This is a genomic window from Geomicrobium sp. JCM 19038, assembly GCF_000698125.1.
GTDB lineage: Bacteria > Bacillota > Bacilli > Bacillales > Marinococcaceae > Geomicrobium_A.
On record NZ_BAXA01000002.1, the window covers coordinates 116,441 to 132,348 of the forward strand.

General features: G+C 42.7%; 16 protein-coding genes and 2 pseudogenes. 15 read left to right on the forward strand and 3 right to left on the reverse strand.

Going from position 1 to position 15,908, the window contains the following annotated elements; genetic code table 11:
• The first annotated feature begins 12 nt into the window (after positions 1-12).
• The 3 genes from JCM19038_RS03405 to rpoE all read left to right on the forward strand — a co-directional run bounded on the left by JCM19038_RS03405 (position 13) and on the right by rpoE (position 2,394).
• Positions 13-1,158, forward strand: coding sequence for an acyl-CoA dehydrogenase (locus JCM19038_RS03405; protein ID WP_042414595.1), 1,146 nt, complete (start codon positions 13-15; stop codon positions 1,156-1,158).
• A gap of 12 nt (positions 1,159-1,170) precedes the next feature.
• Positions 1,171-1,797, forward strand: coding sequence for a TetR/AcrR family transcriptional regulator (locus JCM19038_RS03410; protein ID WP_042414597.1), 627 nt, complete (start codon positions 1,171-1,173; stop codon positions 1,795-1,797).
• A 120-nt stretch (positions 1,798-1,917) separates the two neighbouring features.
• Positions 1,918-2,394 carry a DNA-directed RNA polymerase subunit delta gene (rpoE, locus tag JCM19038_RS03415; RefSeq protein WP_042414600.1) on the forward strand — a complete coding sequence of 159 codons (477 nt, stop codon included), beginning with the start codon at positions 1,918-1,920 and terminating at the stop codon, positions 2,392-2,394.
• 81 nt (positions 2,395-2,475) lie between these two features.
• Here the strand turns inward: rpoE and JCM19038_RS22590 are convergent, their stop codons facing one another.
• Positions 2,476-2,646 carry a hypothetical protein gene (locus tag JCM19038_RS22590; protein WP_193745026.1) on the reverse strand — a complete coding sequence of 57 codons (171 nt, stop codon included), beginning with the start codon at positions 2,644-2,646 and terminating at the stop codon, positions 2,476-2,478.
• Between the two features lie 315 nt (positions 2,647-2,961).
• Here JCM19038_RS22590 and JCM19038_RS03420 point away from each other — a divergent pair.
• Positions 2,962-4,564: pseudogene (locus tag JCM19038_RS03420) on the forward strand (CTP synthase).
• A gap of 72 nt (positions 4,565-4,636) precedes the next feature.
• On the opposite strand, the gene JCM19038_RS03425 reads toward JCM19038_RS03420, so the two are convergent.
• Complete coding sequence (locus tag JCM19038_RS03425) at positions 4,637-5,152, reverse strand: DUF2529 family protein (RefSeq protein ID WP_042414603.1); 516 nt, start codon at positions 5,150-5,152, stop codon at positions 4,637-4,639.
• Positions 5,153-5,309: 157 nt separating this feature from the next.
• Between JCM19038_RS03425 and JCM19038_RS03430 the strand changes: the two genes are divergently transcribed.
• The 7 genes from JCM19038_RS03430 to JCM19038_RS03460 all read left to right on the forward strand — a co-directional run bounded on the left by JCM19038_RS03430 (position 5,310) and on the right by JCM19038_RS03460 (position 11,524).
• On the forward strand, positions 5,310-5,669 hold the full coding sequence (locus JCM19038_RS03430) for a response regulator (RefSeq protein WP_042414605.1): 360 nt from the start codon (positions 5,310-5,312) through the stop codon (positions 5,667-5,669).
• Positions 5,670-5,742: 73 nt separating this feature from the next.
• Positions 5,743-6,612: a class II fructose-1,6-bisphosphate aldolase gene (gene fba / locus JCM19038_RS03435; RefSeq protein WP_042414608.1), complete on the forward strand. Its 870-nt coding sequence runs from the start codon at positions 5,743-5,745 to the stop codon at positions 6,610-6,612.
• Between the two features lie 17 nt (positions 6,613-6,629).
• Positions 6,630-7,283, forward strand: a complete 654-nt coding sequence (gene fsa / locus JCM19038_RS03440) for a fructose-6-phosphate aldolase (protein ID WP_042414611.1) — start codon at positions 6,630-6,632, stop codon at positions 7,281-7,283.
• Positions 7,284-7,398: 115 nt separating this feature from the next.
• Positions 7,399-8,688 (forward strand): UDP-N-acetylglucosamine 1-carboxyvinyltransferase, encoded by a 1,290-nt coding sequence (locus tag JCM19038_RS03445; protein ID WP_042414614.1) that lies wholly within the window; start codon positions 7,399-7,401, stop codon positions 8,686-8,688.
• Between the two features lie 17 nt (positions 8,689-8,705).
• On the forward strand, positions 8,706-9,674 hold the full coding sequence (glpX, locus tag JCM19038_RS03450; RefSeq protein ID WP_042358115.1) for a class II fructose-bisphosphatase: 969 nt from the start codon (positions 8,706-8,708) through the stop codon (positions 9,672-9,674).
• Between the two features lie 213 nt (positions 9,675-9,887).
• Positions 9,888-11,171, forward strand: a complete 1,284-nt coding sequence (rho, locus tag JCM19038_RS03455) for a transcription termination factor Rho (RefSeq protein WP_042414616.1) — start codon at positions 9,888-9,890, stop codon at positions 11,169-11,171.
• A gap of 110 nt (positions 11,172-11,281) precedes the next feature.
• Positions 11,282-11,524, forward strand: coding sequence for a type B 50S ribosomal protein L31 (locus JCM19038_RS03460; RefSeq protein ID WP_042358117.1), 243 nt, complete (start codon positions 11,282-11,284; stop codon positions 11,522-11,524).
• 227 nt (positions 11,525-11,751) lie between these two features.
• Here JCM19038_RS03460 and JCM19038_RS03465 read toward each other — a convergent pair whose 3' ends face one another.
• The gene (locus JCM19038_RS03465; RefSeq protein ID WP_042414618.1) at positions 11,752-13,089 is read right to left on the reverse strand and encodes an FAD-dependent oxidoreductase; all 1,338 of its coding nucleotides are present in this window, start codon (positions 13,087-13,089) and stop codon (positions 11,752-11,754) included.
• A 106-nt stretch (positions 13,090-13,195) separates the two neighbouring features.
• Here JCM19038_RS03465 and prfA point away from each other — a divergent pair.
• From prfA to spoIIR, 4 genes and pseudogenes are all read left to right on the forward strand, one after another.
• Positions 13,196-14,268 (forward strand): annotated as a pseudogene (gene prfA, locus JCM19038_RS03470) (peptide chain release factor 1).
• A complete protein-coding gene (locus JCM19038_RS21585; RefSeq protein WP_081831578.1) occupies positions 14,265-14,660 on the forward strand; it encodes a hypothetical protein in 396 nt (131 codons plus the stop codon). Before prfA ends, JCM19038_RS21585 begins: the two are co-directional and overlap by 4 nt.
• On the forward strand, positions 14,657-14,920 hold the full coding sequence (locus JCM19038_RS21590) for a methyltransferase (RefSeq protein WP_193745027.1): 264 nt from the start codon (positions 14,657-14,659) through the stop codon (positions 14,918-14,920). Before JCM19038_RS21585 ends, JCM19038_RS21590 begins: the two co-directional genes overlap by 4 nt.
• Before the next feature lie 272 nt (positions 14,921-15,192).
• The gene (spoIIR, locus tag JCM19038_RS03480) at positions 15,193-15,813 is read left to right on the forward strand and encodes a stage II sporulation protein R (RefSeq protein WP_238554267.1); all 621 of its coding nucleotides are present in this window, start codon (positions 15,193-15,195) and stop codon (positions 15,811-15,813) included.
• Positions 15,814-15,908: the final 95 nt, after the last annotated feature.

Here is a 15,908-nt window from a genome sequence, read left to right on the forward strand (position 1 = left end):
GGGGAGTCAACAATGAATTTTCAACTAACAGAAGAACAACAAATGATTCAAAAAACCGTCCGTGACTTTGCGAAACAAGTGGTAGCACCAACGGCTGCTGAACGAGATCATGAAGGGCGTTTTGATCGGGAGATTTTTGAAAAGATGGCAGAACTAGGTTTGACGGGGCTTCCTTGGTCAGAACAGTATGGTGGTGCGGATAGTGGCTATGTAAGTTATGTTCTTGCGATTGAAGAACTTTCTAGAGTGTGTGCAAGTACTGGCGTTACACTTTCGGCACACCTATCATTGGCTAGCTGGCCGATTCATCATTTTGGTAATGAAGAACAAAAGCAAAAATACTTAAAGCCACTCGCAGAAGGGAAATATTTAGGCGCATTTGCACTAACTGAAGCTGGAGCCGGTTCAGACGTGGCGTCAATGAAAACGACTGCCAAAGAAGATGGCAATGATTACATCTTAAATGGATCAAAAATTTTTATTACGAATGGCGGAGAAGCGGACGTTTATATTGCATTTGCCAAAACGGAATCCGATGAAAATCACAAAAGCATTAGCGCATTTATTGTAGAAAGTGGATATGAAGGATTTCATGTCGGTAAAAAAGAAGAAAAACTAGGCATTCGTTCTTCCCCAACGACGGAAGTGATGTTTGAGAATTGTCGAGTTCCTAAGGAAAACCGACTCGGCAATAGTGGTGAAGGGTTTAAAATTGCGATGAAAACACTTGATGGCGGTAGAAATGGCATTGCAGCACAAGCGGTTGGGATTGCACAGGGAGCTCTCGATGCTGCGGTGGATTATGCAAAGGAACGCAAGCAGTTTGGCAAGCCAATTGCCCACCATCAAGGCATTTCTTTTAAGTTAGCGGATATGGCTGCCAAAATCGAAGCAGCGAGGCTGCTGACGTATCAAGCGGCATGGTTAGAAGAGCATGGTGAGCCTTACGGTCATGCTTCTGCACTATCGAAATTGTATGCAGGTGATGCTGCGATGGATGTGACGACAGAAGCTGTTCAAGTGTTTGGAGGCTATGGTTATACACGAGAATATCCTGTGGAGCGCTACATGCGCGATGCTAAGATTACTCAGATTTATGAAGGTACAAATGAAATCCAAAAAATTGTGATCAGCAAAGGATTACTCTCGGGCAAATAAGGAGGAGTGCTGATGGTAAAGCGTTACGTTCCGGCAATGGTCAAAGATGAAATACTCATTAAGAAACGACGAGAGCAAATGGTAAAAGCGGCTGTGAAACTTTTCCAAGAAAAAGGTTTTCATCGTACGACGACGAGGGAAATTGCAAAAGCCGCTGGTTTTAGCATCGGCACGTTGTATGAGTATATTGAATCGAAAGAAGATGTCTTGTACCTCGTATGTGACTCAATTCATGACGGTGTAAAAACGCGATTTACTGAAATGCTCGATCGGAACTTACCTGGTCGAAAGCGGATTGAACAGCTCGTGCGTAGTCTCATTCATGTTATGGATGAATTACAAGATGAAGTATTGATTATGTATCAAGAATCAAAAGCGTTATCGAAAGAATCACTAACGTATGTTTTGAACCGCGACCGTAGTATGACAGAAGGGATCCGATCGGTGCTCATCGAATGTCGTGAACATGGTGAAATTGAGTTATCAGACCTAGAGGCACAATTACTTGCTGAGAACATCATGACCAAAGGCTATATGTGGACGTTTCGCCGCTGGGCACTTCGAAAACATTTTACGCTTGAACAGTATACAGACCTTCAAGTAGAAGAGATAATGAGGTCGTTAAAAACGCCGAAATAAGAGTTTATGAAAGAAAGTCAATTTTTATAGCATAAAGGTTGTTTTTATGTTTATAATGGTAGGTATGCACGCCGCTAACGGTATGAGGAAGCGAGCGCTTACGAAAGGGTGTAGGTTGCATTGACCATTAAAGAACTTAGCAATGATGAAATCCTTGAAATGTCTGCCGTAGAGATTAGCTATATGATGTTGAAAGACAAAAACAATCCTGCGGAATTTCATACTTTCTTTAATGATGTTGCAGATTTGAAAAAAATCCCAAAATCTCAACTCGACGATCGCCGTACGAAATTGTTCACCACGTTAAATATCGACGGTCGTTTCGTACACCTCGGCAACAACCACTGGGGTCTAAAAGAATGGTATCCGGTTGATAAATCGGATGAAGATTTAAGCAACACATTCCAAGCTCCAGAAGAAGAAGTCGAAGAAGATCGTGAATTCGAAGACATTGAAGATGAGTTAGATGAAATTGCAAACGAAGACGATCATGATGAAGATAGTGATGAAGAGTTTGATGAATATGATGATGACGATGATCAAGAAAGCGATGAGGAAGACGAAGAAGATTACGACGAAGAAGATAATAAGTCGTAATAGAGTCTCTTGCTTAACGTCTCTTTAAACTCTTTTAGATTGATGAATTCAATAAGGCGGCCAAAGGGCCGCCTTATTTGTTTAGAAAACAATCGGGTTTGTTTGAGGAGTCGTTACAACACCAGGACCGTTAATCAGGTTGTTGTTAATGACAATTTCAAAAGGAAGTTGAGAACAATGATTGGAATGGTAATAACCACCATCTCGAATCCAATCTCTTTTTGGGTTCCACAAATGATATGGTTGTCTCATCTTTTTCACTCCTTTTTCGTGACGTACCTTTTTACTATATGTCCAAGTTCGATAAAAGCATGTTCTTTTTAACTAGAAGTTGTTAAAAAAGGCAATTTCATTAACTTATTTCGACTGCTTGACTTTTCTATAAGGCGAAGGTAGAATCAATTTTGGGCTTGTCCAAACTGCGTATAAATTTTCTTTGAATGATAGATATTAATGAGTAACAAGCGAGAAGTGTGCCCCCCAAGTTTTGGCGGAGGTGTCACTTTTTTTTATTGAATGAGGATTTTAATTATTGATTAGATGAATGATTGGGAAGGGGCTCATTAAATGGCGGTAAAGTATATTTTTGTTACTGGCGGTGTTGTTTCCTCACTAGGAAAAGGGATTACTGCTGCATCGTTAGGACGTTTGTTGAAAAATCGAGGACTGAATGTAACCATACAAAAATTTGACCCATACATCAACGTGGACCCGGGTACTATGAGCCTTATCAGCACGGCGAAGTTTTTGTCACTGATGATGGTGCAGAAACAGACTTAGACCTTGGGCATTATGAACGTTTTATTGACATTAACTTAAATCAGAACAGCAACGTAACGACAGGTAAAGTGTATTCTTCTGTGATCCGTAAAGAGCGTCGCGGTGATTATTTAGGTGGAACGGTTCAAGTAATCCCACACGTTACAAATGAGCTTAAAGACCGTGTGTACCGTGCAGGTAATGAAGCAAACGTTGACGTCGTTATTACTGAGATCGGGGGAACGGTAGGCGATATTGAAAGCCTTCCTTTCTTAGAAGCGATTCGCCAAATCAAAAGTGATGTTGGACGTGAAAACGTCATGTACATTCATTGTACGTTGATTCCGTACCTTTCGGCAGCAGGTGAGATGAATCTAAACCGACACAACATAGCGTTAAAGAACTTCGTAGCCTTGGTATTCAGCCAAATGTAATTGTCGTTCGTACAGAACAACCGGTTCCTGAAGAAATGAAAGAAAAGATTGCCCTTTTCTGCGACATTAACAAGAACTCAGTCATTGAAGCCCGCAACGCAAACCCACTGTATCAAGTGGCTTTGGATCTTCAAGACCAAAAGCTTGATGATATCGTTTGTAAGCACCTTGAAATTGACTCACCAAAGCCAGAAGCAGATATGAAAGAATGGAAAGAGCTCGTTAATAAAGTGAAGCATCTTTCTAAAAAGACGACCATCGGCCTTGTTGGAAAGTATGTATCGTTACCAGATGCCTATCTTTCAATTGCTGAGTCGTTGAAACATGCCGGTTATGCATTTGATGCTGACATTGAGATTCGTTGGATCGATTCAGAAGGTGTTACTGCTGAAAATGTAAATGATCAGCTAAAAGACGTAGATGGCGTTCTAGTACCTTACGGCTTCGGACATCGTGGGGTTGAAGGCAAGATTACAGCCATTCGTTATGCTCGTGAGAACAAAGTACCGTTCTTTGGTATTTGTTTAGGGATGCAACTCGCTTCAGTAGAGTTTGCAAGACATGCACTAGGACTCGACGATGCTGCATCGGCAGAGATGAACCCTGAGACGACGAATCCAATTATTGATTTGTTGCCAGAACAAAAAGATGTAGAAGACCTTGGTGGAACGCTACGCCTTGGACTTTACCCTTGTAAGCTTAAAGAAGGCACAATTGCTCGCCGTGCATACGGTGAAGAAGTTGTATATGAGCGTCACCGCCATCGTTATGAGTTTAACAACGCATACCGTGAAGCGTTTGAAGAAGCTGGTTTCGTATTCTCTGGAACGAGCCCTGACAATCGTCTCGTTGAGATCGTTGAGCTAAGCGACCATCCGTACTTTGTTGCTGCTCAGTTCCATCCGGAATTCGTCTCAAGACCGACACGTCCACAACCGTTGTTTAGAGAATTCATTAAGAGCTCCTTAGGAGAATAATAAAAAGCTGTTGAATTGGATCGCAATTCAACAGCTTTTTTTAATGGATTCGTGGTACACTGATTCTAAACGTTAAGCGAGCAACTCTTGGATTTGAAACATTAATGCCTGGTACGTGTAAACGATTGCAAGTTCTTCTGGGTACCCGCTTCTTGAACCATCAAGGTTCGGAATAAGGCCCCTCGATTCTATCGTAATATGGAACGGAGGTTCCATCCCATTTACATCGTGTAATGACGGTGCAGTAGGTCCAATGAATACAAGTGGTGTTTCACGATTTAATGCTGTTTGAAGTTGTTCAATTTCTTCCGTCGTCTCTTCTCCATCTGTAATGACAATTAATCGATCAACAGAAGTAAGCTGTGATGATTCTTTTTGGAGATTTAACGAAGCAACACGCGTAACTGTATCTTGGTTATATACGAGCGCTTTAGCAAGTGCATCGTAGCGAGTACCCCCCACTACATAAATCGATCCTTCACCAACGAGCGCTTGGGCGAGTAGTCTTCCACATTCATCGATTTGTTCTTCTTGTTCTTGAATTTTTGTAAACACACGTTGTAGCTGAGTTGTGTACATTTTTAACATTGAACGATCACCTTTCTAGCATATCCTTTCCACAAGTCTAACCGATTATCAATTACCAAAAAAGAGGATATTACTTTGAAGTCTAGAAACCATGTCAAAGAGAAGACGCTAAGAGGTGATTGTTAGAAAGATCATTTTTTGTTCAGAGGTGAGCAAGTTGCAAAGAGTATTAATCGTAGACGATGAAGCAGGAATTCGAAAACTAATTGAAGCTGTCCTAATGGAAGAAGGGTATTATGTTCATCTCGCAAGTAACGGCTACCAAGCATTAGAAGCGATGGAGAAGATGACATTTGAACTCGTGATGTTGGATGTGAAGCTTCCAGGGTTAAGCGGCATCGACGTCCTTAAGAAAATTCGCAAACAAGGATCAGACGTACGTGTAATTATGATGACCGCATATGAAGAGTTGAATTTTGATAAGGAATTACACGAACAAGGCGTAACAGCATCAATTGCTAAACCGTTTGACATTACCGTTATTCGACAATTGGTCGAAAAGGCAATGCTTACATAAGATATCGAAATGAATTTGGAATATGATATAATAGCGGAGAATCATTTACAGTCACTAAGGAGGAACCATTCTTATGCCATTAGTTTCCATGACAGAGATGCTGAAAACGGCTAAGGAAAACCAATATGCCGTTGGTCAATACAACTTAAACAACATGGAGTTTACACAAGCCATTTTACAAGCAGCCGAGGAGGAAAAGTCTCCTCTTATTTGCGGTGTTTCAGAAGGTGCCGCGAAATATATGGGAGGGTTTGAAGCCGTTGTTAATATGGTTAAATCCTACATGACAGCTTACAATGTAACCGTTCCTGTAGCGATTCACTTAGATCATGGATCAAGCTTTGAAACGTGTGCTCAAGCAATCAAAGCAGGTTTTACATCCGTTATGATTGACGGTTCTCACTACCCATTAGAAGAGAACATTGCCTTAACGAAGAAAGTCGTTGAAATGGCACATGCAGTCGGAGTTTCTGTTGAAGCGGAACTTGGACGCATTGGTGGTCAAGAAGACGATATTGTCGTTGATGAAGCAGAAGCGAACTACGCGATTCCAGAAGAGTGCGAGCGCCTTGTTAAAGAAACAGGTGTTGATTGCTTTGCTCCTGCACTCGGATCGGTTCATGGTCCTTACAAAGGTGAACCAAATCTTGGATTTAAGCAAATGGAAGAGATCAACAAGCTTGTTGGTTTAACACCACTCGTGCTTCATGGAGGGACAGGTCTTCCAGTTGACGATGTAAAGCGTGCAATTGAGTACGGTCACGCGAAAGTTAACGTAAACACAGAAAGCCAAATTGCTGCAACGAACGCCGTTAAAGAAGTGTTCGAGAACAGTCCGAACCAATACGACCCAAGAAAATACATGGGACCTGCACGAGATGCAATTAAAGAAACCGTTAAAGGTAAAATGCGCGACTTTGGATCAGCAGGAAAAGCAAACTAAAGGTTAGGTGTGAGAGCATGAAATTTTTCATTGATACAGCAAACCTAGAAGACATTAAAAAAGCCCACGATCTTGGCATCCTTGATGGGGTAACGACAAACCCAAGTCTTGTAGCCAAAGAGGGCATTGACTTTAAAGAACGTCTTAAAGAAATAACGTCCCTTGTAAGCGGCTCTGTCAGTGCAGAAGTGATCGCACTTGAAGCAGATGCTATGATTGAAGAAGGGAAAGAGTTAGCTGCTGTAGCACCGAATGTTACGGTGAAAGTCCCGATGACAGTTGAAGGACTTAAAGCAGTTAAAGTGTTTAAAGAACTCGGCATTGAGACGAACGTAACGCTGATCTTCTCAAGTGTGCAAGCACTTTTAGCAGCACGTGCTGGGGCGACGTATGTATCGCCGTTTTTAGGCCGCGTTGATGATATTGGTGGCAATGGTTTAGACCTTGTTGAAGAGATTGCCGATATCTTCGCAACACATGACATTGATACACAAATCATTGCAGCGTCTGTACGTCATCCTGTTCACGTAACAGAGTCAGCAAAACGCGGTGCAGACATTGCAACGATCCCGTATAAAGTTATTGAGCAACTTGCAGCACATCCGTTGACAGACCAAGGCATTGAGAAGTTTTTAGCAGACTGGGAAAAAGTAACAAACCAAAAAGGATAATGTCTACCTTCCTCTCTTTTTGACAATTCTAGTTAGAAAGAGGGGAAGGTTACGTTCATAGACAGTTGCTTAAAAATTAAGATTTAAACCGAAGGATGAGGAAGTGACGCAGCACATGGATAAGTTAATGGTTGAGGGTGGGCATCCACTACATGGAGAAGTTCAAATCGGTGGAGCGAAGAACAGTGCGGTCGCATTAATACCGGCTGCGCTTTTAGCGGACTCACCAGTGACGATTGACAATTTGCCGAATATTTCAGATGTGGAAGTATTAGCTGAACTCGTTGAGCATATTGGTGGTCGTGTGAACCACAACGGTGATGCAATGACGATTGATCCAAGACAAGTGATGCCAATGCCACTTCCGAACGGGCGAGTTAAGCAGATGCGCGCATCGTACTATATGATGGGGGCAATGCTCGGACGCTTTAAAAAAGCTTCGATTGGTCTTCCTGGAGGCTGTAACTTAGGTCCACGACCGATTGATCAACATATCAAGGGATTTGAAGCACTTGGTGCTGTCGTAACAAACGAACAAGGATCGATTTACTTACGAGCAAATGAGCTAGTCGGTGCGAAGATTTATCTTGACGTCGTAAGCGTTGGTGCAACGATTAACATTATGCTTGCAGCTGTGAAAGCCAAAGGGAAGACGATCATCGAAAATGCCGCAAAAGAACCTGAAATCATCGATGTAGCGACACTTCTATCTAGCATGGGTGCAGATATTAAAGGTGCAGGTACCGATGTAATCCGTATTGAAGGTAAGGAGAAGCTTAAAGGTTGTGCACATAGCATTATCCCAGACCGGATTGAAGCGGGAACATATATTATTGCTGCAGCTTGTATGGGTTCAGATGTAGCTGTTCAAAACGTTATTCCTGATCATTTAGAATCATTAATCGCTAAGCTCGATGAAATGGGCGTTGATGTTGATAGTGATGACGATGCCGTTTATGTAAAAGGAAGTAACAATCGTTTGAAGGGTGTCGACATTAAAACACTCGTACATCCAGGTTTTCCGACAGATTTGCAACAACCGGTTACCTCATTGTTAGCAAAGGCCCAGGGGACGAGTATTATTACAGACACCATCTACAATGCGCGTTTTAAACATATTGATGAGTTACGCCGAATGGGTGCAGACATTAAAGTCGAAGGCCGTTCAGCAATGATCAACGGCGGGAAGCGCCTCGAAGGTGCGCGTGTGAAAGCGAGCGACCTTAGAGCAGGAGCTGCTCTAGTTATTGCTGGTCTTATGGCGGATGGCGTTACAGAAATTACAGGCGTTCATCATATCGATCGAGGTTATGAATCTCTTGAAGAGAAATTAAAAGGACTCGGTGCAAAGCTTTGGCGGGAGAAGATGACTGAGGAAGAGCAAGAGCAACTAAAAAGTTCATAACAAAGGGGCATGATACAATGGAACGTAGCTTATCCATGGAACTCGTGCGTGTTACTGAAGCAGCAGCGCTTTCTGCAGCACGCTGGATGGGGCGGGGAATGAAAGAAGAAGCGGATGATGCAGCCACAAGCGCCATGCGTGATGTATTCGATACCATCCCGATGAAAGGGACCGTCGTCATCGGTGAGGGCGAGAAAGACGAAGCGCCAATGCTTTATATCGGGGAGAAGCTCGGAAATGGTTTTGGACCTCGTGTGGATGTTGCCGTCGATCCTGTTGAAGGTACGAATATTGTAGCTGCTGGCACGTGGAACGCACTTGCAGTTTTGGCAGTTGCCGACGACGGAATGTTGTTGCATGCTCCAGATATGTATATGGAGAAAATTGCTGTAGGGCCTGAGGCCGTTGGAGTCATTAGTCTTGATGCAACAGTGGAAGAGAATTTGAAAGCGGTCGCAAAAGCGAAATCCAAAGATGTTGAGGACCTCGTCGTCAGCATATTACAACGTGATCGTCATAAGCAGTTAATAGAAGAGGTTCGCCAAGCTGGAGCGAGAATTAAGCTCATTCAAGACGGTGACGTCGCAGCGGCAATTAATACGGCATTTGATGAAACAGGTATGGATTTATTAATGGGAACAGGGGGAGCTCCTGAAGGAGTAATCTCTGCAGTAGCATTGAAATGTCTCGGGGGAGAATTCCAAGGTCGTCTATTACCAAAAGACGATGCGGAAGAAGCAAGGTGTCATCAAATGGGGATTGAGGACACATCGAAAGTGTTATTTATGGACGACCTCGTCGGAGGAGATGACTGTATTTTTGCAGCGACTGGTGTTACCGATGGAGAACTATTAAAAGGTGTTCATTATAAAAGTACAAAAGCAACCACTCAATCACTTGTTATGAGGGCGAAATCAGGAACTGTACGTTTTATTGATGGTAAGCATAACGTTGCGAAGAAACCCGATTTTTTCATGAAGAATTAATTCGTAATACTAATACTTCGGAATTCGTTGTTCCCAACTCGTCCAAAAGTATGGTACGTTAGGTACAACGAATTCTCGCTTTATCTGTTTTTCCAAACCTCCCATAACATTCGAAGTTTTCCTTCTAATGTCCTGCCTTTCGTAATGATCCCAAGACAACTAACAATGAATTCAATTGAAATGATAAGTAACTTAAGAAAGTGGTGAAGACGTTTGAGTTATTCATTAGCTGAACTCGAGCAAAAGACACTTCGAGATTTATATAAGCTCGCAAAAGAGCTGAAGATCTCTTACTACAGTAAATTAACGAAGCAAGAGCTTGTTTTTGCAATATTAAAAGGACAAGCAGAACAAGATGGTCTCATGTTTATGGAAGGTGTTCTAGAGATCATTCAGACAGAAGGGTATGGATTTTTACGTCCGATCAACTATTTACCGAGCTCAGAAGATATTTACATTTCTGCCTCACAAATTCGTCGTTTTGACTTAAGAAATGGAGATCGTGTCTCAGGCAAAGTAAGAAAGCCTAAAGACAATGAGCGCTATCACGGTTTATTGCAAGTGTCGGCTGTAAATGGGGACGAGCCAGACCATGCGAAAGAACGCCCGCATTTCCCTGCACTAACGCCTTTGTTTCCGAATAAGAAAATTCAACTTGAAACAAATCCTGGGCGATTATCTGCACGTATTATCGATATCGTAACGCCAGTTGGCTTTGGACAACGTGGACTCATTGTAGCCCCACCAAAAGCAGGGAAAACGTCTTTACTTAAGCAAGTCGCAAATAGCATCTCTGAAAATCATCCTGAAGCAGAGTTAATTGTATTACTGATTGATGAGCGTCCAGAGGAAGTAACGGACATTGAGCGCTCTGTTCAAGGTGAAGTTGTTCACTCAACGTTTGATGAAGTACCAGAGAATCATATTAAAGTGACTGAGCTCGTTTTAGAGAGAGCGATGCGTCTTGTAGAACAACGTAAAGACGTAATCATCTTAATGGATAGTTTAACTCGTCTTGCGCGAGCCTATAACCTTGTTATTCCTCCTAGTGGTCGTACGTTGTCCGGGGGTATTGACCCTGCAGCATTCCACCGTCCGAAACGTTTCTTCGGGGCTGCGCGTAACATTGAAGAAGGTGGAAGTATGACCATTTTAGCAACGGCTCTCGTGGATACAGGTTCACGTATGGATGATGTGATATACGAGGAATTTAAAGGCACAGGGAACATGGAGCTACATCTTGACCGTAAGCTTGCTGAACGACGCATCTTCCCATCCATTGATATCCGCCGCTCATCGACTCGTAAAGAAGAATTGCTCGTACCAAAAGGCCACTTAGAAAGCCTTTGGGCGATGCGTAAGACGATGAGTGATTCCCCAGAGTTTGTGGATCATTTCATCCGTAGGATCAAGGATACGAAGACGAATGAAGAGTTCTTTGAGCGTATGGAACAAGACAAGGCGAGACAACGCACAAAAACAAAGTCCGGCGTTTAATGCCAATTTTTGAAAAGTCTTATTGTAGAACTTGAAAAATAGCTGTCCCATTGTTATAATCTTTTTATGTGTGAAAAGACCTCTGCGTAAGAGGGAGGAGGGAATACTTCATGAAAACGGAAATTCATCCGCAATATCAAAAAGTTGTTTTCTTAGATACAAGCACGGGCTTCAAATTCCTAGGTGGTTCTACGAAATCATCAGCTGAAACAACAGAATGGGAAGACGGCAACACGTATCCTGTCATTAAAGTTGAAATCAGCTCTGATTCTCACCCGTTCTACACAGGTAAGCAGAAGCTTGCTGATGCTGGTGGTCGGATCGATCGCTTCAAAAAGAAATACAACATGTAATGTTCAAGACAAGCCAGGGGGACTCCCACTTGTCTTTTTTTTGTTCAATTTCCTTAGATCCCCGAACATGATAACTAACACTCACGGACAAAATGATAGTGCACAATCAAAAAGATTGTTGTTGGATGACAACCTCCATTTGTAGACGTATGCCACGCCTGCAAATTTTCATTAGGGGAAACATGGGATCAGGATGAACAAGCAAGCCTTATCATAAGGCTTGCTTGTTAGCGTTCACGCCTTCTAAGCGCTTGTTGTAACGGGTCCCAAACACCGTTATAAGGTGGAGCGTAGGCGAGATCTAAATTCTCAATGTCTTCACACGTTAACTTCGAATAAAGTGCAGTAGCTGCGACATCAATACGTTTATCAACGCCTTTACCGATAATTTGTGCACCGAGAAATTGATCGCTCGTATGATCGTAGATAAGGTTCAGGTGAATCGGCTTCTTCTCTTCGAAATAACCAGCAATATGAGAGCCGGTATAGTGAACGGTGCCAACATCGTGTCCAAGAGCCGTAGCTTCTTCTTCAGATAAGCCAGTCATCGCTACATCAAGGTTAAAAAAGCGGAATATACTCGTACCTGTCATCCCTTCATAGCGACGAAGAGGGAGTCGCTCACTCATGTTGATTCCTGCAATACGCCCTTGTTTATTCGCATGTGTTCCTAATGGAGCGTAATCAGCTTCTTCTTTTAGTCGATGATATTGAAGGGCACAGTCGCCAGCAGCATATACGTCGGGCACATTCGTTTGCAAGTACTCATCTACATAAATCGCTCCTTCTTTAGAGCGTGTAACAGAGCAGTCAGATAGAAAGGTTGTATTCGGCTCGATTCCTGTTGCGAAAATGACGAGATCAGTTGATATCTCGCTTTGATCTGTTTTCACAGAATGCACACGCGTTGTGCCTTGGACGGCTTCAATTTGTTCTGATAATCGCAAATCAACATTATGGAGTCGTGCTTCTTCATGTAAGTGTTCGACGAGTTGGTCGTCAATACCAGGAGCCAACTGGTCGTTTCTTTGAATGAGACAAATATCATAACCTTGCGTAACGAGGGCTTCGGTCAGCTCAAGGCCGATGTACCCGCCTCCAACAATGGTGATGTGAGACACGTCTGGAAGGTCTTTTTGTAAGTTTTGTAAATCTGGAATTGTTTTTAATGTATGTGTACCTTTAAGCTCTTTGCCTGGAATGTCAGGAACAATCGGACTCGCTCCCGTGGCGATCAAAAGTGTATCGTAATCAATTGTTTCATGTTTGTTCTCACTTCGTACGTAAACAAATTTCTTCTCACAATCAATGGATGTGACCTCACTATTCGTGCGAGCATCGATGCCATATTGACTTCGAAATGTCTCGACGTCTCGAGCGATTAAATGATCTTCGTGTTCAATTGCTCCTTCAATCACATAAGGAAGACCACATTGAGCATAAGAATAAATCGAACCTTTCTCTATGGTTGTAATTATCGTATCTTCTTTGTCTCTATTTCGTACTAATTCCATTGCCGCGCTCATTCCTGCGGCATCTCCACCGATAATGACGTAACGTTTCATCGTACCCCTCCTAGTAATGTTTCACATGGAACAAGAGCAGAACCCGTTTTGACCAACTTACTTCCTTATACTATACTAAATTTAGAAGAAAAATGAGGTGAAGAGTGTGCTTGAAAAACTTCAAACGGTTGAAGATCGCTACGAGCAGCTAAATGCATGGTTAAGTGATCCTGAAGTCATAAGTGATACAAACAAGCTACGTGAGTATTCTAAAGAGCAATCGAACATAGAAGAGACTGTACAGGCGTACCGCGAATATAAAACAACATCATCTGAATTGAGCGATGCAAAAGTGATGTTGAACGAAGAAGATCTTGATGCGGATATGCTTGAAATGGTTAAAATGGAGATTGAAGAGCTTCAAGAACGTAAAGTTGAAATTGAAGAACGGCTGAAAATCCTCCTTATCCCTAAAGACCCGAACGACGATAAGAACGTAATTATTGAAATTCGTGGTGCGGCAGGCGGTGACGAAGCGGCACTTTTTGCAGGGGATTTATTCAAAATGTATAGCCGTTTTGCGGAGCAGAATCGTTGGAAGACGGAAATCATTGAGACGCATGCGACCGACATTGGTGGGTTCAAAGAAATTATTTTCTCTATTAATGGTGACGGTGCATATTCAAAGATGAAGTACGAAAACGGCGCACACCGTGTGCAACGTATTCCATCCACGGAGTCGGGTGGACGAATTCATACATCAACAGCGACGGTAGCTGTACTTCCAGAAGCTGAAGAAGTTGAAGTAGAGATTCACGATAAAGACTTACGAGTGGACACATTTGCTTCAAGTGGTCCAGGAGGTCAGAGTGTTAACACAACGATGTCTGCTGTGCGAATTACACATGAGCCGACTGGGATTGTCGTGAGTTGCCAAGATGAGAAATCACAAATCAAAAACCGCGATAAAGCATGAAAGTATTACGAGCCCGTGTGTATGATAAGTTCCAAAAGGAAGCGCAAGATGAGTACGCAGAAAACCGCAAAGCTGCGGTTGGAACGGGCGACCGTTCTGAACGTATTCGTACGTATAACTTCCCGCAAAGTCGTGTTACTGACCATCGCATCGGATTAACGTTGCAAAAGCTAGAACAAATTCTTCAAGGGAACTTGAATGAGATTATTGATCAACTCATTGTTGAAGAGCAAGCAAAAATGATGGAGCATACGAGCGAATGAAAGACGTAACATACGTATACGAAGCCCTAAATTGGGCTTCGTCTTTTTTAGAGTCTAAAGAAAAAGAACCGCGTGCTGCGGTCTGGATTATGGAAGACCTTCTTGGCGTAGAGGGGATTGAATTTCAACTGAAACGTCGTGAGGAGTTAAGAGAAGACCAAAAAACGTCGTATCAAGCGGCTATTGAACGGTTTAGTGCGGGCGAGCCAGTGCAATACATTAGTGGCCAAGCAAGTTTTTATGGTCGGAAGTTTAACGTAAACGAACATGTGCTCATTCCAAGACCAGAAACAGAAGAACTTATTGAGCTTGCACTCAAATTGATGCAAGAAAAAGACTTTCGTGCACCGAAGATTGCGACATTGCTACTGGGAGTGGAGCGATTTCAGTGACGCTCTCTTTGGAATGTAAAGAAGCGAAAGTTGTAGCAACAGACATCTCAAAGCGCGCACTTGAAGTGGCCAGTGGGAATGCAAAGAAGCTTGGAGCTACCCGTATAGCCTTTCTAGAAGGAGATTTGACCGGTCCGCTCGTAGGTGAGACGTATAACGTAATCGCCAGTAACCCACCGTACATTCCGATTGCCGAAGTGGAGAAACTCCATGAGCATGTCAAAAATCAAGAACCTCATTTAGCTCGCGGGTGGAGATGATGGACTCCTGTTTTACGTACGCTTAGCAGAGGAACTTCCGAGTGTATTAGCTGAAGACGGGATCGTCTTATTAGAGATTGGTTACGATCAAGGACCTGCGGTTTCTACGTTAATGGAAAAAGCATTTCCGCATGCTCACGTCCGCATACATCAAGACCTCAATGGTAAAGATCGAATCATAAGTATCACATAAGAAATTTGTCGGACGAAAACGAGTTTATCTCTCCCTCCCTCTGACCAAGCTTAACAGTAGAGAGGGAGAGTGAATGATCATGAAACAAGCACTTATTTATACATTTATCTGTTTATTTATGGTCGTCGGTACGTGGGAAAGTCAACAACAATATTGGATGGCGGAAGATAGCATTCCTGAAGATGCAATCCGTTTGCGAATCTTTTCGCATTCTGATGCACTTGTGCATCAACAGATCAAACGAGATGTTCGTGATGAAGTTGCCCTTTATACTCGTGAAATGCTAACAGGGGCGACGACGCAATCTGAGGCAAGAGCTACATTTACAGAGCAATTAACAAACATCGAAGACATTGCAGAAGACATCGTCGAGCGGCATGGTTTTAATCTACCTGTAGATGTTTCACTATCAGAAGACGTGGAGTTCCCAACAAAAGTGTATGGACCACTCGTATACCCGGCAGGATTATATGAAGCACTCGTCATTGAAATTGGTGATGGAAACGGAGAAAATTGGTGGTGTGTCTTGTTCCCGCCACTCTGTTTGACTGATTTAGGAATCGGAACGGATGAAGAAAAAGAAGAAGAGGAAGTTGAGTTATCAACAGAGGGTGTAGACAAAACTGGGGATAATTCAGAGCCGGAATTCACATTTTTTGTGGCAGAATTATGGGACAATTGGTTTGGTGGAAAATCATAAGAGTTATCCTCAACAACAAACACCTATGTGGATAAACCCCTTCGAATTGTGGATAACTAAGCAACGGTGTACACAGTGTCAAAAGCCTTGTTATA